The following is an 18823-nucleotide window of genomic DNA, read 5'->3' as shown; positions in this document are numbered from 1 at the left end:
CCCCTCTTCCCCCCTTCCCCCTCTCCCTCCCCCTCCCTTCCCCTTCAGCTCCTTTCATCCCGATCCCTCAACGCCGGTTCGAGAGGCTTGTTCATGGCCGACCACGCAACCCACGACGCCCAGGCACGGGCCAGCCTGCACCTGCTGGTGCGGGACATCGAGCGGGTCCGCCGGCAGGTGGACGCACTGCGCACCCTCACCGCCCAGCTCGGCAACGTCTACCGCCCGCGCCGCTCCAGCCCCTCCGCGGGCTTCGTCGTGTACGGACGCGCTCCCGCTCCGACCGTCCGCCTGGCCCAGGAACTGCGGGACAGCGTCGAGACACTGGTGACCGCGGCCGTCGACTTCGACCGCTCACTCGGCTTCTCGTGGGACGCGGTGGGCTCCGCGCTCGGCGTCACCAAGCAGGCCGTGCACCGCCGCTACGGCGCACGCCGCACCACGGCCCAGACCAGCGCCGAACCCGAGCGCGCGCCCGACCCGACCACCGCCGCGACCGCCACCACGGCCCCCGCCCCGCCCCGCACGGTCCCGGTGGGCGCGCCCCTGCCCTCCGTCCCGGCGGCCCGCACCATGCCGACCCAGCCGTCAGCGGGCAGCCCCGGCCTCCGCGACGACATGCGACCCGGCGCCTTCCCCGGCCCGCGCAACGGCTGACCCGGGCGGCAGCCGCCTGCCCCCTGCCCACACCGGGCAGGGGGCAGCCGTGCGTCAAGGCCCACCACACCTGCGTGTGCCAAGGCCCACCACACCTGCCAACGCACCCGCGCACGCCGACGCACCCACCCCCGCAGGATCAGCCGCCACCTGCCAGCTCACCCGCCCCCGTCGGATCAGCCAACGCCCACCGGCTCACCCACCCCAGCCGGACCAGCCAACAGCCGCCAGCTCACCCGCCCCCGGCCGCTCACCCCAGACCCGCCAACTCACCCGCCGCCCCCGGCGGCCGACCTCAGCCCTCCCCCCCCGGGACGCACCCAACACCCCCCGACTCAGCCAATATCCGCAGGATCAATCCGCACCCGAACCGCCTCCTGCTGCCCCGCCCCCCGAGCCATCCGCGCGGCCTGCGCCGTCTTCAGGGCCCGGGCGAGTGCCGCGCCGCTGCCGGGCGGCACCCGGACGAGAGCGCGCTCCCAGTGCTCGCCGGGTGGCGGGTCCCCGGGACGCCGGGGCCGCCCGGCCATGGCGGTGACGACCGGCACCGGCCCCAACACCTCGGCGTCCGGGGGCAGTTCGGCACTGCGGAGGAACTCGGACAGCGCGTCCGGGACCCCGGTCACCGCCGCCATCCGCGACACCGGCGGAAATCCCAGCTCGGCCCGCTCGGACAACTCCCGCACCGCGTGCCCCACCGGATCCCACCGCACCAGCGCCTGCACGGGCCGGAGGGTCGGCTCGGCGACGATCACCACCGTGCCCCCCGCCCCCTGGTCGCGTACCAGCGCGGCAGCGCCGATCCAACGCCGCAGGGCCTCCTCGCCCGCGCGCAGATCGGGGCGGCCGAGCATGGCCCAGCCGTCGAGCAGCAGGGCGGCCGCGTAGCCGCCCTCGGCCACGGGTTCCGCGCCCGGGGTGCTCACCACGAGGGCGGGCGCGCCGCCCACTGTGTCGAGGACCTGCTCCCGCCCCGACGTCCGCACCGGCACCGCCGGAAAGGCCCGCCCCAGCTCCTCAGCGGTCCGCCGCGCGCCCACCACCTGCGCCCGCAGCCGGAAGCCACCGCACTCGGAGCAGTGCCAGGATCCTTCGTCGCGCCCGCACCAGGCGCAGCACAGCGCGCCGCTGTCGCGGGCCTCCAGCGGTCCGGCGCAGTGACGGCAACGCGCGGGCTCCCGGCACCGCTCGCAGGCGAGGCGCGGCACGTACCCACGACGGGGCACCTGCACCAGGACGGGCCCGTGCTTCAGGCCCTCGCGGGCGACCTGCCACGCCAGCGTGGGCAGCCGCGCGGCCCGCGCGGCCTCGTCACGCGCCAGGTCCCCGTCCCCGACGGTGCGCACGAGCGGAGCGGCGCCCCGCACCTGCTCGCGCCCGGCGACCAGCGGCAGCGCCCACCCGCTCTCGACCAACTGCGCGGCCTCGACCGTGCAGCCCCAACTTCCCAACAGGAAGCCGCACTTGTCCCGAGCGGCACGCAGCTCGAGCACCTCCCGCACATGCGGGAAGGGGGCGTTGTCGTCGCTGTGGCTCGCGTCGCCGTCGTCCCATATGACGACGAGCCCGAGGTCGCGGACCGGGGCGAACATCGCCGCCCGTGTCCCGACGACGGCCCGCACCGACCCGCGCCGCACGGCCAGCCATTCCCGATACCGCCGCTCCTGCCCGGCGTCGGCGGTGAGGACGGCGTGCTGCCCCTCCCCCAGTCGCTCGCGCAGGGCCGCGTCGACGCGCGCGGCGGGCCGCCCGGCCGGTACGACGACGAGGGCGCCGCGCCCCGAGGCGAGCGTCGCCTGCACGGCCCGGGCGATCTCGTCGGCCCACTGCGGCCCGGGCAGCGCCGTCCACACGGCCCGGGGCGCGCCACCGGAGGCGAGCGCCGCCACGAACTCCGGGCCGCGTCCGTACCGCCCCCACGACCCCGGTTCGGGCGCGGCCGGCGGCGGAGCGGCGGGCGGTGAGGGCCGGGACTCCGCGCGGGCGTGCCGAGGCGGGACGGCCAGCTGCAACACGTCGGCGAGGCTGCCCGCGTACCGGTCGGCGACAGCACGGGCAAGCCCCAGCAGCTCCTGGTCGAGCACGGGCTCCGGCGACACGACCTGCGCGAGCGCGGCCAGCGGCCCGCTGTAGTCCGACTCGGCACACCGCTCGACGACGAACCCGTCGATGAGCCCGCCGCCCTCGCGCCGCCCGTGCCGCACGTTCCGCGCCCCGGCCCCGAACCGCACCCGCACCCGCACCCCGGGCCGCGCGGCCTCGTCCAGCTCCTCCGGCACCGCGTAGTCGAAGTACCGGTCGAGGTGCAGCACCCCCTTGTCGACCACCACCCGCGCCACCGGCAACTCCCCGGCCAACGCGGCCCCCCGCCACGTACGCGGCTTCGCCTTGGGCACCTTGGCCTTGCGCACGCTGTCCCTGATGAGCGCAAGCTGCTCGGGCACGGCGCCCTCCCCGCCACCCGACTGACCGTTCTCGCTGCTCACAGGCAAATTCCTACCAGACGGCAGTGACAGTGCCGACCCGGGCGGGGGGGACCTTGGACCGCCCGCGGGGCCGGGGAACGGCTCCGGCACGCACCGAAGCCCGGCCTCCCCCAAGGGGAGCGCCGGGCCCCGGTGACCGAAGAGCGTCAGCCGTGCCTACAGCCCCACAGCCTTCCGCAGCGCCTCCACCCGGTCCGTCCGCTCCCACGTGAAGTCGGGGACGGCGCGGCCGAAGTGGCCGTACGCGGCGGTCTGGGAGTAGATGGGGCGCAGCAGGTCCAGGTCGCGGATGATCGCGGCCGGGCGGAGGTCGAAGACGTCGCTGATGGCGGCCTCGATCTTGTCCGTGTCGACCTTGGCGGTGCCGAAGGTCTCGACGAACAGGCCCACCGGCTCGGCCTTGCCGATCGCGTAGGCCACCTGGACCTCGCAGCGGGCGGCGAGGCCGGCCGCGACGACGTTCTTGGCGACCCAGCGCATGGCGTAGGCGGCGGAGCGGTCGACCTTGGACGGGTCCTTGCCGGAGAAGGCGCCGCCGCCGTGGCGGGCCATGCCGCCGTAGGTGTCGATGATGATCTTGCGGCCGGTCAGACCGGCGTCGCCCATCGGGCCGCCGATCTCGAAGCGGCCGGTGGGGTTGACCAGGAGGCGGTAGCCCTCGGTCTCCAGCTTGATGCCGTCGTCGAGGAGCGCCTTCAGCTCCGGCTCGACGACGAATTCGCGGATGTCGGGGGCGAGGAGCGAGTCCAGGTCGATGTCCGACGCGTGCTGCGAGGAGACGACGACGGTGTCGAGGCGGACGGCCTTGTCGCCGTCGTACTCGATGGTGACCTGGGTCTTTCCGTCGGGACGCAGGTAGGGGATGGTGCCGTTCTTGCGGACCTCGGACAGGCGCCGGGACAGGCGGTGCGCGAGGTGGATCGGGAGCGGCATCAGCTCCGGGGTCTCGTCGCAGGCGTAGCCGAACATCAGGCCCTGGTCGCCCGCGCCCTGCTTGTCGAGCTCGTCCTCGTCGCCCTCGACGCGCTTCTCGTACGCGGTGTCGACGCCCTGGGCGATGTCCGGGGACTGGGCCCCGATGGACACCGACACGCCGCAGGAGGCGCCGTCGAAGCCCTTCTTGGACGAGTCGTACCCGATCTCGAGGATCTTCTCGCGCACCAGCTGCGCGATCGGCGCGTACGCCTTGGTCGTGACCTCACCCGCGACGTGCACGAGGCCGGTCGTGATGAGCGTTTCCACGGCGACCCGGGAGGTCGGGTCCTCCCGCAGAAGGGCGTCGAGGATGGTGTCGCTGATCTGGTCGGCGATCTTGTCGGGGTGACCCTCGGTCACGGACTCCGAGGTGAAGAGACGGCGGGACACATCGCTCCCTGTGGTTGCAGCGGCTGCTGGCTGATCATTGGCGGACGTGCCGAGAGCTGCGCTCGGCGTCGTCCTCGACCAGTTTATCGGTCGCACTCCCCCGCGCGGTCACCTGTCTCGCCACATGGAGCTCTGTGACCTGCGGCACTGCATTGTGCGATACGACGATCGGTCTCCACCAGAGGGCCTGCCGCCCGAATTCGCGGGGTTTGAGCCCTCCACTGGGGCGAAAGTGATGTTCGCCCCAGTTTTCGGCGCGGACGCCACGGGTTCACGCCAGTCGCTGAACCACCAGGTCCCAGATCGTGTCCGCCAGGTCCTCCTTGGGCCCGTACGGCACAGGAGTCTCACTGCCATCGGCGCCGAGCACGATCGCCTCATTCTGCTCAGAGCCGAATGTCTTGCGCTCGCCGACTTCGTTCACTACGAGAAGGTCGCAGCCCTTGCGGGCGAGCTTGGCGCGTCCGTTGGCGAGGACGTCGTCCGTCTCGGCGGCGAAGCCGACGACGACCTGGCCGGGGCGGGGCCGCTCGCCCGCGATCTCGGCCAGGATGTCCGGATTGCGGACGAGGGTGATCGAGGGCGGGGCCTCGCCGTCCTTCTTCTTGATCTTTCCGGTGGCGTACGTCTCGGGGCGGAAGTCGGCCACGGCGGCGGCCATCACCACCGCGTCGGCGTCGGCGGCGGCCTTCAGGACGGCCTCGCGCAGCTGCACGGCGGTGCCGACGGGCACGATGTCGACGCCCGCCGGGTCCGGCAGCGCGGTGTTCGCCGCGAGGAGGGTGACGCGGGCGCCGCGGGCCGCCGCGCTGCGGGCGAGGGCGTAGCCCTGCTTGCCGGAGGAGCGGTTGCCGAGGAAGCGCACGGGGTCCAGGGGCTCGCGGGTGCCGCCGGCGCTGACGACGACGTGCCGTCCGGCGAGGTCCTGCGTGGGCTTGCCGCCGCGGGCGAGGACGCGGCGCACGACCTCGAAGAGCTCGGCGGGCTCCGGGAAGCGGCCCTTGCCGGTGTCGACGCCGGTGAGGCGGCCGACGGCGGGCTCGACGACGAGGGCGCCGCGGCGGCGCAGCGTCGCGACGTTCTCCTGGGTGGCGGGGTGCTCCCACATCTCCGTGTGCATGGCCGGGGCGAAGACGACCGGACAGCGGGCGGTGAGGAGCGTGTTCGTGAGCAGGTCGTCGGCCAGGCCGTGGGCGGCCTTGGCGAGCATGTCGGCGGTGGCGGGCGCGACGATCACGAGGTCGGCGTGCTGCCCGATCCGCACGTGCGGCACCTCGTGGACGTCGGACCAGACCTCCGTGGAGACGGGGTGGCCCGACAGCGCCGACCAGGTCGCGGCGCCGACGAAGTGCAGCGCGGACTCGGTGGGGACGACGCGCACGTCGTGTCCGGACTCGGTGAGCCGGCGCAGCAGCTCGCACGCCTTGTAGGCGGCGATCCCACCACTGACCCCCAGAACGACCTTCGGCTTGTCCACCGTGCCTCCCCGCACTCGAAAACGTACGACTCCATGACACACCACGGGCCCGGCAGGTGCTCTGCCGGGCCCGTGGTGAAGGACTGGGTGCTTACTGCGCGGGGGCCTCGACGGCCTCGGACGTCAGCAGACCCGCGTTGATCTCGCGGAGCGCGATCGAGAGCGGCTTCTCGTGGACGTGGGTGTCCACCAGCGGGCCGACGTACTCCAGGAGGCCCTCGCCGAGCTGCGAGTAGTACGCGTTGATCTGACGGGCGCGCTTGGCGGCGTAGATCACGAGGCTGTACTTCGAGTCGGTGGCCTCGAGCAGCTCATCAATCGGCGGGTTGATGATGCCCTCGGGCGCGGTGATGGAAGAGGACACGCTCTGCCTTCCGAAAGGTGGACGGTGAAGATGGTGAATTCGGTTGTTGAATTCGCGTTGAAGATCAAACAACCTTCATCAAGGCTAGCAGCTCGCGCGCCACGTCCTCGACGGAGGTGTTGACGAGGGTGACGTCGAACTCGGATTCCGCGGCCAGTTCCACCCGGGCCGCCTCGAGCCTGCGCTCGATGACCTCGGGCGACTCCGTGCCCCGGCCGGTGAGCCGGCGCACCAGCTCCTCCCAGCTCGGCGGGGCCAGGAAGACCAGATGGGCGTCGGGCATCGACTCGCGCACCAGGCGGGCGCCCTGCAGATCGATCTCGAGCAGGACGGGAACGCCCGCCTCCAGGTGCTCCAGGACCGCGTTGCGGGGCGTGCCGTAGCGATTGCCCGCGAATTCCGCCCACTCCAGGAGCTCGCCGTTGGCGATCAGCTTGTCCATCTCGTCATCGGAGACGAAGAAGTACTGCACGCCGTGACGCTCGCCGGGGCGCGGCTTGCGGGTCGTCGCGGAGACCGAGAGCCAGACCTCGGGGTGTTCTTTGCGCATATGAGCGACGACCGTGCTCTTGCCGACCCCGGAGGGGCCGGAGAGCACGGTCAGCCGCGGACGTACGTCCGGGGGTACGGGGGTCGTCCCCCGGGGTGTAGCAGCCATGCAGCGATTATCCAGCCTCTTGGGACTGCCTGAGACCAGGAGCCCCGGGAAGCCTGAGACCGTCAGGCCCCGCTGCCGCCGAACTCGCGCTCCAGGGACGCGATCTGGTTGGAGCCGAGTCCGCGCACGCGGCGGCTCTCGGAAATGCCGAGGCGCTCCATGATCTGCTTGGCGCGGACCTTGCCCACGCCCGGCAGGGACTCCAGGAGGGCGGAGACCTTCATCTTGCCGATGACGTCGTTCTCCTGGCCCTGCTTGATGACCTCGTGAAGGGAGGCGCCGGAGTGCTTGAGTCGATTCTTGACCTCGGCCCGCTCCCGGCGAGCCGCGGCGGCCTTTTCGAGCGCGGCTGCGCGCTGTTCAGGGGTAAGGGGCGGAAGAGCCACGCCTACGTCACCTCGGATGTCGAACTGTCGGATACGGACCGGTGAGGAACCTAGTCGCCCCACACCAGGGGAGCAACGTGCAACGCGCTTGCCCGTTGTCCCCCACTACCTCAAAGGTGTGGGGGGTGCCCCCACTCGTCGGAGACTAGCGGCCATGGCCGCCGGAGTCAGCGAGAACAGACGAAAAGTCCTGGTCAGCCTCTGCTGAGCCCGACATTTCAGGCATTTCACCCCTGTTTTGGCCGGGTGTCGCGTAAGCAACGCGTCAGTTCGGCGCGCGCACGCCCTCCTCGGCGTCTCCCGGAAACGCGAATCCGCACCCGGAAAAGCCTTTCTGTCCCCCCGACGTGCGCGCTCTCGGCGAAAGAAGTGGCGAAAGAAGTACCGAGACCTACGCGGCGTCCACCGCGGCCCGCACCTCGTCCGCGAACCGCGCCGCCGCGTCCCGCAGCGCGCCCGCGTCCGGCCCCGCCTTCAGGACGCCCCGGCTGACGTTCGGCACGACGTTGCGCACGGCCGCGCCGAAGACCCGGGGAAGGTCGGCCGGGGTCGCGCCCTGCGCCCCGATGCCCGGCGCGAGCAGCGGCCCGTTGATGTCGAGCTCGAACGTCGACAGGTCCCCGAGCGTGGCCCCGACGACGGCCCCGTAGGACCCCATGGGCGCCGCCCCGGCGTTCTCGGCCGCTAGGTGCCCGAGCATGGTCGCCCCGATGCTCCGGCCGTCCTCGCGCACCGCGCGCTGCACCTCGGCGCCCTCCGGGTTGGAGGTGAGGGCGAGCACGAACAGGCCCGCGCCGCTCTCCCGCGCCAGGTCCACGGCGGGCTGCAGGGATCCGTAGCCCAGGTAGGGCGAGACGGTCAGGGCGTCCGAGAAGAGCGGGGCGTCCTTGTGCAGATAGGTCTCGGCGTACGCGGCCATGGTCGAGCCGATGTCGCCGCGCTTGGCGTCCATGACGACCAGGCCGCCCGCCGCGCGCAGGTCCGCGACCGCCCGCTCCAGGACGGCGACGCCCCGCGAGCCGAAGCGCTCGAAGAACGCCGACTGCGGCTTGAAGACGGCGACCTGGTCGGCCAGGGCGTCGACGACGGTGCGGGTGAAGGACTCCAGGCCCCGGATGTCGTCGTTCAGGCCCCAGGCGGCGAGCAGGGACGCGTGCGGGTCGATGCCGACGCACAGCGGACCGCGGGTGTCCATGGCGTGGCGCAGCCGGGCGCCGAAGGGTTCCTGGGGGCTCATGCTGCGGGGGCCTTTCGGGTGTCGGCGCCGACCGCTTCGGCGAGCGTGGCGTACGGGGAGGTGGCGAGGCGGGCGGCGAGGCCCTTGTGGATCCCGCGCGCCCAGAACGGGCCCTCGTAGATGAAGGCGCTGTAGCCCTGCACCAGCGTGGCGCCCGCGAGGATGCGCTGCCAGGCGTCCTCGGCGCTCTCGATGCCGCCGACGCCCACGAGGGTGATCCGGTCGCCCACGCGCGCGTAGAGGCGGCGCAGGACCTCCAGGGAGCGCTCCTTGAGGGGCGCGCCGGACAGGCCGCCGGTCTCGGCGTACAGCTCCGGGTCGGACGTAAGCCCGAGGCCTTCGCGCGCGATGGTGGTGTTCGTGGCGATGATGCCGTCCAGGCCGAGTTCCACGGCGAGGTCGGCGACGGCGTCGATGTCCTCGTCGGCGAGGTCGGGCGCGATCTTCACGAGCAGCGGGACGCGGCGGCCCTCGACGCTGCGGTCGGCGGCCTCGCGGACGGCGCTGAGCAGGGGGCGCAGCGACTCGGTGGCCTGGAGGTTGCGCAGGCCGGGCGTGTTCGGCGAGGAGACGTTCACGACCAGGTAGTCGGCGTGGCGGGCCAGGCGCTCGGTGGACTTCACGTAGTCGGCGGCGGCCTCGGCCTCGGGCACGACCTTGGTCTTGCCGATGTTGACGCCGACGACGGTCCTGAAGACCGGCGTGCGGGCCGCCAGGCGGGCCGCCACGGCCGCGGAGCCCTCGTTGTTGAAGCCCATGCGGTTGATCAGCGCGCGGTCCGGCACGAGGCGGAAGAGGCGCTTCTTGGGGTTGCCGGGCTGTGGCTCGCCCGTGACCGTGCCGATCTCGATGTGGTCGAAGCCGAGCATGGCCATGCCGTCGATGGCGACGGCGTTCTTGTCGAATCCGGCGGCGAGCCCGAAGGGGCCGTGCATGCGCAGCCCGAGGGCCTCGGTGCGCAGCTCCTTGTGGCGCGGGGCGAGGGCGGCGGCGACGAACGTGCGCAGGACGGGGACGCGGGCGGCGAGCCGGATCCAGCGGAAGGCCATGTGGTGGGCCCGCTCGGGGTCCATGCGCGTGAAGACCAGGCGGAAGAAGAGGTTGTACATGGGTGGAGTCCTCGGAGTCCTCAGTGTCCTCGGTGTCCTCGGTGTCCTCGGTGTCCTCATGAGGCATCAGGCGTGCGGCATGAGGAGCATGAGGAGCATGAGGAGGGGGACACCGGATCCGGTGTCCCCCTCGTGGGCTGCTAGTCGCGGGCCGCAGACAGGTCGGTCAGGTGCTCCGCGTGTTCCTGGAGCGAGCGCACACCCACGTCCCCGTGGTTGAGCGCGTCGATGCCCTGGACGGCGGCGGCGAGGCCCTGCACGGTCGTCAGGCACGGCACGGAGCGCGCGACGGCGGCCGTGCGGATGTCGTAGCCGTCGAGGCGGCCGCCGGTGCCGTACGGCGTGTTGACGATGAGGTCGACCTGGCCGTCGTGGATGAGCTGGACGATGGTCTTCTCGCCGTTGGGGCCCTCGCCCTCGGACTGCTTGCGCACGACCGTGGCGTTGATGCCGTTGCGCTTGAGGACCTCGGCCGTGCCGGAGGTGGCGAGCAGCTCGAAGCCGTGCGCGACGAGCTCCCGCGCCGGGAAGATCATCGAGCGCTTGTCGCGGTTGGCGACGGAGATGAACGCGCGGCCCTTGGTCGGCAGCGGACCGTACGCGCCCGCCTGCGACTTGGCGTACGCCGTGCCGAACACCGAGTCGATGCCCATGACCTCGCCGGTGGAGCGCATCTCCGGGCCGAGCACGGTGTCGACGCCGCGGCCCTGGATGTCGCGGAAGCGCGACCAGGGCATCACGGCCTCCTTGACCGAGATCGGCGCGTCGAGCGGCAGCTCGCCGCCGTCGCCGACCGCCGGAAGCAGGCCTTCCGCGCGCAGCTCGGCGATGGTCGCGCCGAGCGAGATGCGGGCGGCGGCCTTGGCCAGCGGCACCGCGGTCGCCTTCGAGGTGAAGGGGACGGTGCGCGAGGCGCGCGGGTTGGCCTCCAGGACGTAGAGGATGTCCCCGGCCATCGCGAACTGGATGTTGATCAGGCCGCGCACGCCGACGCCCTTGGCGATGCCCTCCGTGGAGGCGCGCAGGCGCTTGATGTCGTGGCCGCCGAGGGTGATCGGGGGCAGCGCGCACGCCGAGTCGCCGGAGTGGATGCCGGCCTCCTCGATGTGCTCCATGACGCCGCCGAGGTACAGCTCGTGGCCGTCGTAGAGCGCGTCCACGTCGATCTCGATGGCGTCGTCCAGGAAGCGGTCGACGAGGACCGGCCGGGACGGGCTGATCTCGGTCGACTCCTCGATGTACGCGGAGAGCCGGGTCTCGTCGTACACGATCTCCATGCCGCGCCCGCCGAGCACGTAGGACGGGCGCACCAGGACCGGGTAGCCGATCTCGTCGGCGATGGCCTTGGCCTCGGCGAAGGTGGTGGCGGTGCCGTGCTTGGGCGCGGGCAGGCCCGCCTCGGCGAGCACGCGGCCGAAGGCGCCGCGGTCCTCGGCGGCGTGGATGGCCTCGGGCGAGGTGCCGACGACGGGGACGCCGTTGTCCTTCAGGGCCTGGGAGAGGCCGAGCGGGGTCTGGCCGCCGAGCTGGACGATGACGCCCGCGACCGGGCCCGCCTGCTGCTCGGCGTGGACGATCTCCAGGACGTCCTCCAGGGTGAGCGGCTCGAAGTAGAGCCGGTCGGAGGTGTCGTAGTCCGTGGAGACGGTCTCCGGGTTGCAGTTGACCATGACGGTCTCGTAGCCCGCGTCGCTGAGCGCGAAGGAGGCGTGCACGCAGGAGTAGTCGAACTCGATGCCCTGGCCGATGCGGTTCGGGCCCGAGCCCAGGATGATCACGGCGGGCTTCTCGCGCCGGGCGACCTCGGACTCCTCGTCGTAGGAGGAGTAGAAGTACGGCGTCTTGGCGGCGAACTCGGCGGCGCAGGTGTCGACCGTCTTGTAGACGGGACGGACGCCGAGGGCGTGCCGGACCTCGCGGACGACGTCCTCGCGCAGGCCGCGGATCTCGGCGATCTGGGCGTCGGAGAAGCCGTGCCGCTTGGCCTCGGCGAGGAGTTCGGGCTCCAGCTTCTCGGCGGCCGTCAGCTCGTCCGCGATCTCCTTGATCAGGAAGAGCTGGTCGACGAACCACGGGTCGATCTTCGTGGCGTCGAAGACCTCCTGGGGCGTGGCGCCCGCGCGGATGGCCTGCATGACGGTGTTGATGCGCCCGTCGGTGGGCCGCACGGCCGCGCGCAGGAGCGTGTACTTGTCGCCGGGCTTGCCGGTGAAGGAGAACTGGCTGCCCTTCTTCTCCAGGGAGCGCAGCGCCTTCTGCAGGGCCTCGGTGAAGTTGCGGCCGATGGCCATGGCCTCGCCGACCGACTTCATGGTGGTGGTCAGCGTGGAGTCGGCCTGCGGGAACTTCTCGAACGCGAAGCGCGGGGCCTTGACGACGACGTAGTCGAGGGTCGGCTCGAAGGAGGCCGGGGTCTTCTCGGTGATGTCGTTGGGGATCTCGTCGAGCGTGTAGCCGACGGCCAGCTTCGCCGCGATCTTCGCGATCGGGAAACCGGTGGCCTTTGAAGCGAGCGCCGAGGAGCGCGAGACACGCGGGTTCATCTCGATGACGATGACCCGGCCGTCGTCGGGGTTCACGGCGAACTGGATGTTGCAGCCGCCGGTGTCGACGCCGACCTCACGGATGATCGCGATGCCGACGTCCCGCAGGATCTGGTACTCGCGGTCGGTGAGCGTCATCGCGGGCGCGACCGTGATCGAGTCGCCCGTGTGCACGCCCATCGGGTCGAAGTTCTCGATGGAGCAGACGACCACGACGTTGTCGTTCTTGTCGCGCATCAGCTCCAGCTCGTACTCCTTCCAGCCGAGGATGGACTCCTCCAGGAGCACCTCGGTGGTCGGCGAGAGCGTGAGGCCCTGGCCCGCGATGCGGCGCAGCTCGTCCTCGTTGTGCGCGAAGCCGGAACCGGCGCCGCCCATGGTGAAGGACGGGCGGACGACGACCGGGTAGCCGCCGAGCTCCTCGACGCCGCCGAGGACGTCGTCCATGGAGTGGCAGATCACGGAGCGCGCGGACTCGCCGTGTCCGATCTTGGCGCGGACGGCCTCGACGACCTCCTTGAACAGGTCGCGGTCCTCGCCCTTGTTGATGGCCTCGACGTTGGCGCCGATCAGCTCGACGCCGTACTTCGCGAGGACGCCCTGCTCGTCCATGGAGATGGCCGTGTTGAGTGCCGTCTGGCCGCCGAGGGTGGGCAGGAGCGCGTCGGGGCGCTCCTTGGCGATGATCTTCTCGACGAACTCCGGGGTGATCGGCTCGACGTACGTGGCGTCGGCGATCTCCGGGTCGGTCATGATCGTCGCGGGGTTCGAGTTGACGAGGATGACGCGCAGGCCCTCGGACTTGAGGACGCGGCACGCCTGGGTGCCGGAGTAGTCGAACTCCGCGGCCTGGCCGATGACGATCGGGCCGGAGCCGATGACCAGGACGGACTGGATATCGGTGCGCTTAGGCACGCTGGCCCTCCATCAGGGTGGTGAAGCGGTCGAAGAGGTACGCGGCGTCGTGCGGGCCGGCGGCCGCCTCGGGGTGGTACTGGACGCTGAAGGCAGGCTGGTCGAGGAGCTGGAGGCCCTCGACGACCTGGTCGTTGAGGCACACGTGGGAGACCTCGGCGCGCCCGTAGGGGGTGTCGGAGACCTTGTCCAGGGGCGCGTCGACGGCGAAGCCGTGGTTGTGCGCGGTGACCTCGACCTTGCCCGTGGTGCGGTCCTGCACGGGCTGGTTGATGCCGCGGTGGCCGTACTTCAGCTTGTACGTGCCGAAGCCGAGCGCGCGGCCGAGGATCTGGTTGCCGAAGCAGATGCCGAACAGCGGCGTCCCGCGCTTCAGGACCTCCTGCATGACGGCGACGGGGCCGTCGGCGGTGGCGGGGTCACCGGGGCCGTTGGAGAAGAACACGCCGTCGGGGTTGACCGCGTAGACGTCCTCGGCGGTGGCGGTGGCGGGCAGCACGTGCACCTCGATGCCACGCTCGGCCATGCGCTGCGGGGTCATGCCCTTGATGCCGAGGTCGACGGCGGCGACCGTGAACCTCTTGGTGCCGATCGCGGGGACGACGTACGTCTCCTTGGTGGCGACCTCCGCGGACAGGTTCGCGCCCTTCATCTGCGGGGCCTCCTGCACCTTGGCGAGCAGGTCGGCGTCTCCGGAGACGGCGTCCCCGGAGAAGATGCCGACGCGCATGGCGCCGCGCTCACGCAGGTGGCGGGTGAGCGCGCGGGTGTCGATGCCGCTGATGCCGACGACGCCCTGGCGCTCCAGCTCCTCGTCCAGGGAGCGCTTGGCGCGCCAGTTGGAGGGCACGCGCGCGGGGTCGCGCACCACGTAGCCGGAGACCCAGATCCGCGCGGACTCGGGGTCCTCGTCGTTGACGCCGGTGTTGCCGACGTGCGGGGCGGTCATCACGACGACCTGGCGGTGGTACGACGGGTCGGTGAGGGTCTCCTGGTAGCCGGTCATGCCGGTGGAGAACACGGCCTCTCCGAAGGTCTCCCCCACGGCCCCGTAGGCGCGCCCGCGGAAGATGCGGCCGTCCTCCAGGACGAGTACGGCGGGAGTCTTCACGGCTCCCCGAGTGGAGGTCGTCATCGTGCGCCTTCCGTTTGCGTCGTGCTGTCGACCTCGGCGTCGGCGCCGTCGGTCTCGGTGCTGTCGATCATGTTGTTGATGGTGGTGACCCACTCCGCCTGCTCGGCCGCGTGGTCCGAGCGGAAGCCGGAGTCGAGGAGCTTGTCGCCGTGCGCCCAGGTGACGATCAGGAGACCGCCCTCGGCGAGGACCTTGCCCGCGATGCCCTTGTCGAGCCGGGCCTCGCGCAGGGCCTCCTTCGGGATGAAGAAGTCCCGTGCCCCGGGGCGTACGACGTCCAGGCCCGCGTCGGTGAGGGTCAGCTCCACCCGGCTGCGGGTGCCCAGGCCGTGCGCCACGATCCGGTCGAGCCACTGGCCCGCGGTGGTGGAGCCGTGGTACCGGCCGGTCAGCTCCAGTTTGGCCGGGCCGGGGTCGGACGGCATTCCGGGCTGTGACGGCTCGCCGTCTCCGTTGAGGGTGGTGGCGGGAGACGGGCGGGCGGCGAGCTCCGGCAGGTCGCTCTGGAGCGTGCCGCGCCACTTCCAGCCCTCGCGCATCAGCCAGTAGACGAGCGCGATGAAGAGCAGCAGGCCGACGACCCAGCCGATGCGGGCGGCCCAGTCGGTGACCTCCGCCGACTTCTCCTCGGCGGCCAGGTGGGTCAGGTGGGTGGCAAGAACGTGTGTAGCGGTCACTGGAGCTTCCCGTCGACGAGCGTGGCCCGGCCCCGCAGCCACGTGTGCGTGACGCGTCCCGGCAGCTCACGGCCCTCGTAGGGGGTGTTGCGGCTGCGGGAGGCGAATCCCGCGGGGTCCACGGGTCCACGGTATGCCGGATCGACGAGGGTGAGGTTCGCGGGCTCGCCTGCCGAGACGGGGCGGCCGTGGCCGTCGGCCTGCCCGATCCGGGCCGGGGTGTGGGACATCCGGTCGGCGACGCCCGCCCAGGTGAGCAGGCCGGTGTCGACCATCGTGTGCTGGACGACGGACAGGGCGGTCTCCAGGCCGACCATGCCCATGGCGGCCGCGCCCCACTCGCAGTCCTTGTCCTCGTGCGGGTGCGGGGCGTGGTCGGTGGCGACGATGTCGATGGTGCCGTCGGCCAGGGCCTCACGCAGGGCCATGACGTCGCGCTCGGTGCGCAGCGGCGGGTTGACCTTGTAGACCGGGTTGTAGCTGCGCACCAGCTCGTCGGTGAGGAGCAGGTGGTGCGGGGTGACCTCGGCCGTGACGTCGATGCCGCGGGACTTGGCCCAGCGCACGATCTCCACGGAGCCCGCGGTCGACAGGTGGCAGATGTGCACGCGGGAACCGACGTGCTCGGCGAGCAGGACATCCCGGGCGATGATCGATTCTTCGGCCACCGCGGGCCAGCCGCCGAGCCCGAGCTCCGCGGAGACGACGCCCTCGTTCATCTGGGCGCCCTCGGTGAGCCGCGGCTCCTGCGCGTGCTGGGCGACGACACCGCCGAAGGCCTTCACGTACTCCAGGGCGCGTCGCATGATCACGGCGTCGTCGACGCACTTGCCGTCGTCGGAGAAGACCGTGACACCGGCCGCCGACTCGTGCATGGCGCCCAGCTCGGCGAGCTTCTTGCCCTCCAGGCCGACGGTGACGGCGCCGATGGGCTGCACGTCGCAGTAGCCGGACTCCTTGCCGAGGCGGTACACCTGCTCGACGACGCCGGCGGTGTCGGCGACGGGGAAGGTGTTGGCCATCGCGAACACGGACGTGTAGCCACCGCTGGCGGCCGCGCGGGTGCCGGTGAGGACCGTCTCGGAGTCCTCGCGGCCGGGCTCGCGCAGGTGGGTGTGCAGGTCGACCAGGCCCGGGAGGAGCACCTTGCCGTCGGCCTCGACGACGGTGGCGCCCTCGGCGCTCAGGTCCGTACCCACCTCGGCGACGGTGTCGCCGTCGATCAGGACGTCCTGCGGCTCGCCGCCGAGCACCTGCGCGCCACGGATCAGGATCTTGCTCATGGTCTTACTTCTCCTCGTCCGAGAGAACGGTGTGCGCGGGGCGCTCGGTGGCGGGGCGGGTGTGGGTGACGGCGGGCTCGTTGCCGCCGAGGAGCAGGTACAGGACGGCCATGCGGATCGAGACGCCGTTGGCGACCTGCTCGACGACCGTGCAGCGGTCGGAGTCGGCGACCTCGGCGGTGATCTCCATGCCGCGGACCATCGGACCGGGGTGCATCACGATGGCGTGCTCGGGCATCCGCGCCATGCGCTCGCCGTCGAGGCCGTAGCGGCGGGAGTACTCCCGCTCGGTGGGGAAGAACGCGGCGTTCATGCGCTCGCGCTGCACACGCAGCATCATCACGGCGTCCGACTTGGGCAGCACCCGGTCGAGGTCGTACGACACCTCGCACGGCCAGTGCTCGACGCCCACCGGGACCAGGGTGGGCGGCGCGACGAGGGTGACGTCGGCGCCGAGGGTGTGCAGCAGGTCCACGTTGGAGCGGGCGACGCGGCTGTGCAGGATGTCGCCGACGATCGTGACGCGCTTGCCGGCCAGGTCCTGGCCGAGCCCGGCGTCCCGGCCGACCAGACGGCGGCGCATGGTGAAGGCGTCGAGGAGGGCCTGGGTGGGGTGCTGGTGGGTGCCGTCGCCCGCGTTGATGACGGCCGCGTCGATCCAGCCGGAGTTCGCGAGCGTGTAGGGCGCGCCGGAGGCTCCGTGGCGGATGACGACCGCGTCGACACCCATGGCCTCCAGGGTCTGGGCGGTGTCCTTCAGGGACTCGCCCTTGGAGACGCTCGATCCCTTGGCGGTGAAGTTGATGACGTCGGCGGAGAGGCGCTTCTCGGCGGCCTCGAAGGAGATCCGGGTCCGGGTCGAGTCCTCGAAGAAGAGGTTGACGACGGTGCGGCCGCGCAGGGTCGGCAGCTTCTTGATCGGCCGGTCGGCGACGCGGGCCATCTCCTCCGCGGTGTCGAGGATGAGAACGGCGTCGTCGCGGGTGAGGTCGGCGGCCGAGATGAGGTGTCGCATCATCTGGTGGGCTCCGTAAGGGAATTCAGGTGTGCGGGTGCCCGGGTGGGGGTGTCCCCCGCGGGGCACGGCGGGCATGCGGGCGCGCGTCGGCTCGCGCACGGACCAGGGGCCACGGGGGCCGGTCGTGCGGGAAGGAGCTAGCGCTCGCCGGCCGGAGCGGTCGGCTTGGCACCGAGCAGCACGGCGTCGCGGCCGTCCTCCTCGGCGAGCTGGACCTTGACCGTCTCCCGCAGCGACGTCGGGAGGTTCTTGCCTACGTAGTCGGCGCGGATGGGCAGTTCTCGGTGGCCGCGGTCGACGAGAACGGCGAGCTGCACCGCGCGCGGGCGGCCGATGTCGTTCAGGGCGTCGAGGGCGGCGCGGATGGTGCGGCCGGAGAAGAGCACGTCGTCGACGAGGACGACGAGGCGGCCGTCGATGCCGTCACCGGGGATCTCGGTGCGGGCGAGGGCGCGCGGCGGGTGCATCCGCAGGTCGTCGCGGTACATCGTGATGTCGAGGGAGCCGACCGGGATCTTGCGGCCGGTGATCTCCTCGAGCTTCGCGGCGAGCCGCTGGGCGAGGAAGACACCTCGAGTGGGAATGCCGAGCAGGACCACGTCCTCCGCGCCCTTGGCGCGCTCGACGATTTCGTGCGCGATACGGGTCAACACCCGTGCGATGTCAGGGCCTTCGAGAACGGGCCGCGCGACATCGGAGTCATGCGTGTCCATGTAAAACGGACCTCCTTCTCCGCCTCACGGGACGGACCTTAAAGGACGTCTAAATTGCGCCAACTGCGTCAGCACCGTTTCTCACGGTACCAGCAACGGCAACGCGGGCCGTCGCCACCCCCACGGAAGGGGCCCTCGGACCCATTCGGCTTGACGCAGCCAAGTAACGCTGCGTAACCTCACAGTGAGTCACCAGCAGCGCGGCGGAGCCGCACGTTGTCACAGCGTCCGGGGAGCTATATGTCCAGCGAATACGCCAAACAGCTCGGGGCCAAGCTCCGCGCCATCCGCACCCAGCAGGGCCTTTCCCTCCACGGAGTCGAGGAGAAGTCCCAGGGTCGCTGGAAGGCCGTAGTGGTCGGGTCGTACGAGCGCGGCGACCGTGCCGTGACCGTGCAGCGCCTTGCCGAGCTGGCGGACTTCTACGGCGTTCCGGTGCAGGAACTCCTCCCCGGCACCCCGCCCGGCGGCGCCGCCGAGCCCCCGCCCAAGCTGGTCCTCGACCTGGAGCGGCTCGCCCACGTCCCGGCCGAGAAGGCGGGCCCCCTGCAGCGTTACGCCGCCACGATCCAGTCCCAGCGCGGCGACTACAACGGCAAGGTCCTCTCCATCCGCCAGGACGACCTGCGCACCCTCGCCGTCATCTACGACCAGTCGCCCTCGGTGCTCACCGAGCAGCTCATCAGCTGGGGCGTCCTCGACGCCGACGCGCGCCGCGCCGTGGCCCACGAAGAGGTCTGATTCTCCCAAGGGAGAGTTGAGCAGAAACGTTCGTCTTTGGTGGTGTTTATCTATTTGGT

At 71.6% G+C, this 18823-nt stretch carries 16 protein-coding genes; 2 read left to right on the top strand and 14 right to left on the bottom strand.

The window, feature by feature from the left end; all coding sequences use genetic code 11:
• Positions 1-93: 93 nt before the first annotated feature.
• A complete protein-coding gene (locus tag ACFVHO_RS32170; protein WP_385722382.1) occupies positions 94-657 on the top strand; it encodes a hypothetical protein in 564 nt (187 codons plus the stop codon).
• 335 nt (positions 658-992) lie between these two features.
• Here ACFVHO_RS32170 and ACFVHO_RS32165 read toward each other — a convergent pair whose 3' ends face one another.
• From ACFVHO_RS32165 to pyrR, 14 genes are all read right to left on the bottom strand, one after another.
• Complete coding sequence (locus ACFVHO_RS32165; protein WP_385722380.1) at positions 993-3143, bottom strand: primosomal protein N'; 2151 nt, start codon at positions 3141-3143, stop codon at positions 993-995.
• Positions 3144-3299: 156 nt separating this feature from the next.
• Complete coding sequence (metK, locus tag ACFVHO_RS32160) at positions 3300-4508, bottom strand: methionine adenosyltransferase (protein ID WP_385722378.1); 1209 nt, start codon at positions 4506-4508, stop codon at positions 3300-3302.
• 271 nt (positions 4509-4779) lie between these two features.
• On the bottom strand, positions 4780-5985 hold the full coding sequence (coaBC, locus tag ACFVHO_RS32155; protein ID WP_385722375.1) for a bifunctional phosphopantothenoylcysteine decarboxylase/phosphopantothenate--cysteine ligase CoaBC: 1206 nt from the start codon (positions 5983-5985) through the stop codon (positions 4780-4782).
• Positions 5986-6076: 91 nt separating this feature from the next.
• Positions 6077-6349 (bottom strand): DNA-directed RNA polymerase subunit omega, encoded by a 273-nt coding sequence (rpoZ, locus tag ACFVHO_RS32150; protein WP_030360466.1) that lies wholly within the window; start codon positions 6347-6349, stop codon positions 6077-6079.
• A 64-nt stretch (positions 6350-6413) separates the two neighbouring features.
• Positions 6414-7007, bottom strand: coding sequence for a guanylate kinase (gene gmk, locus ACFVHO_RS32145; RefSeq protein ID WP_385722372.1), 594 nt, complete (start codon positions 7005-7007; stop codon positions 6414-6416).
• A 62-nt stretch (positions 7008-7069) separates the two neighbouring features.
• Complete coding sequence (locus tag ACFVHO_RS32140) at positions 7070-7393, bottom strand: integration host factor (RefSeq protein WP_016638838.1); 324 nt, start codon at positions 7391-7393, stop codon at positions 7070-7072.
• Positions 7394-7784: 391 nt separating this feature from the next.
• Positions 7785-8630, bottom strand: coding sequence for an orotidine-5'-phosphate decarboxylase (gene pyrF / locus ACFVHO_RS32135; RefSeq protein WP_385722369.1), 846 nt, complete (start codon positions 8628-8630; stop codon positions 7785-7787).
• A complete protein-coding gene (locus ACFVHO_RS32130) occupies positions 8627-9739 on the bottom strand; it encodes a quinone-dependent dihydroorotate dehydrogenase (protein WP_385722366.1) in 1113 nt (370 codons plus the stop codon). Before ACFVHO_RS32130 ends, pyrF begins: the two co-directional genes overlap by 4 nt.
• A 140-nt stretch (positions 9740-9879) precedes the next feature.
• A complete protein-coding gene (gene carB, locus ACFVHO_RS32125; protein ID WP_385722363.1) occupies positions 9880-13197 on the bottom strand; it encodes a carbamoyl-phosphate synthase large subunit in 3318 nt (1105 codons plus the stop codon).
• Positions 13190-14332, bottom strand: coding sequence for a glutamine-hydrolyzing carbamoyl-phosphate synthase small subunit (gene carA / locus ACFVHO_RS32120; RefSeq protein ID WP_385722360.1), 1143 nt, complete (start codon positions 14330-14332; stop codon positions 13190-13192). Before carA ends, carB begins: the two co-directional genes overlap by 8 nt.
• Complete coding sequence (locus ACFVHO_RS32115; RefSeq protein ID WP_385722357.1) at positions 14329-15009, bottom strand: hypothetical protein; 681 nt, start codon at positions 15007-15009, stop codon at positions 14329-14331. The genes carA and ACFVHO_RS32115 overlap by 4 nt, the downstream gene beginning before the upstream one ends.
• Positions 15006-16292 (bottom strand): dihydroorotase, encoded by a 1287-nt coding sequence (locus tag ACFVHO_RS32110; protein ID WP_385722354.1) that lies wholly within the window; start codon positions 16290-16292, stop codon positions 15006-15008. The genes ACFVHO_RS32115 and ACFVHO_RS32110 overlap by 4 nt, the downstream gene beginning before the upstream one ends.
• A 4-nt stretch (positions 16293-16296) precedes the next feature.
• The gene (locus ACFVHO_RS32105) at positions 16297-17310 is read right to left on the bottom strand and encodes an aspartate carbamoyltransferase catalytic subunit (protein ID WP_289953507.1); all 1014 of its coding nucleotides are present in this window, start codon (positions 17308-17310) and stop codon (positions 16297-16299) included.
• 137 nt (positions 17311-17447) lie between these two features.
• On the bottom strand, positions 17448-18023 hold the full coding sequence (gene pyrR, locus ACFVHO_RS32100) for a bifunctional pyr operon transcriptional regulator/uracil phosphoribosyltransferase PyrR (RefSeq protein ID WP_190119581.1): 576 nt from the start codon (positions 18021-18023) through the stop codon (positions 17448-17450).
• Between the two features lie 240 nt (positions 18024-18263).
• Here pyrR and bldD point away from each other — a divergent pair, with 240 nt between their 5' ends.
• A complete protein-coding gene (bldD, locus tag ACFVHO_RS32095) occupies positions 18264-18764 on the top strand; it encodes a transcriptional regulator BldD (RefSeq protein WP_016638847.1) in 501 nt (166 codons plus the stop codon).
• Positions 18765-18823: the final 59 nt, after the last annotated feature.

This window comes from Streptomyces sp. NPDC127108 (genome assembly GCF_042677545.1).
GTDB lineage: Bacteria > Actinomycetota > Actinomycetes > Streptomycetales > Streptomycetaceae > Streptomyces.
The sequence above is the reverse complement of the archived record's forward strand: the minus strand, read 5'-3'. Positions and strand labels throughout refer to the sequence as shown.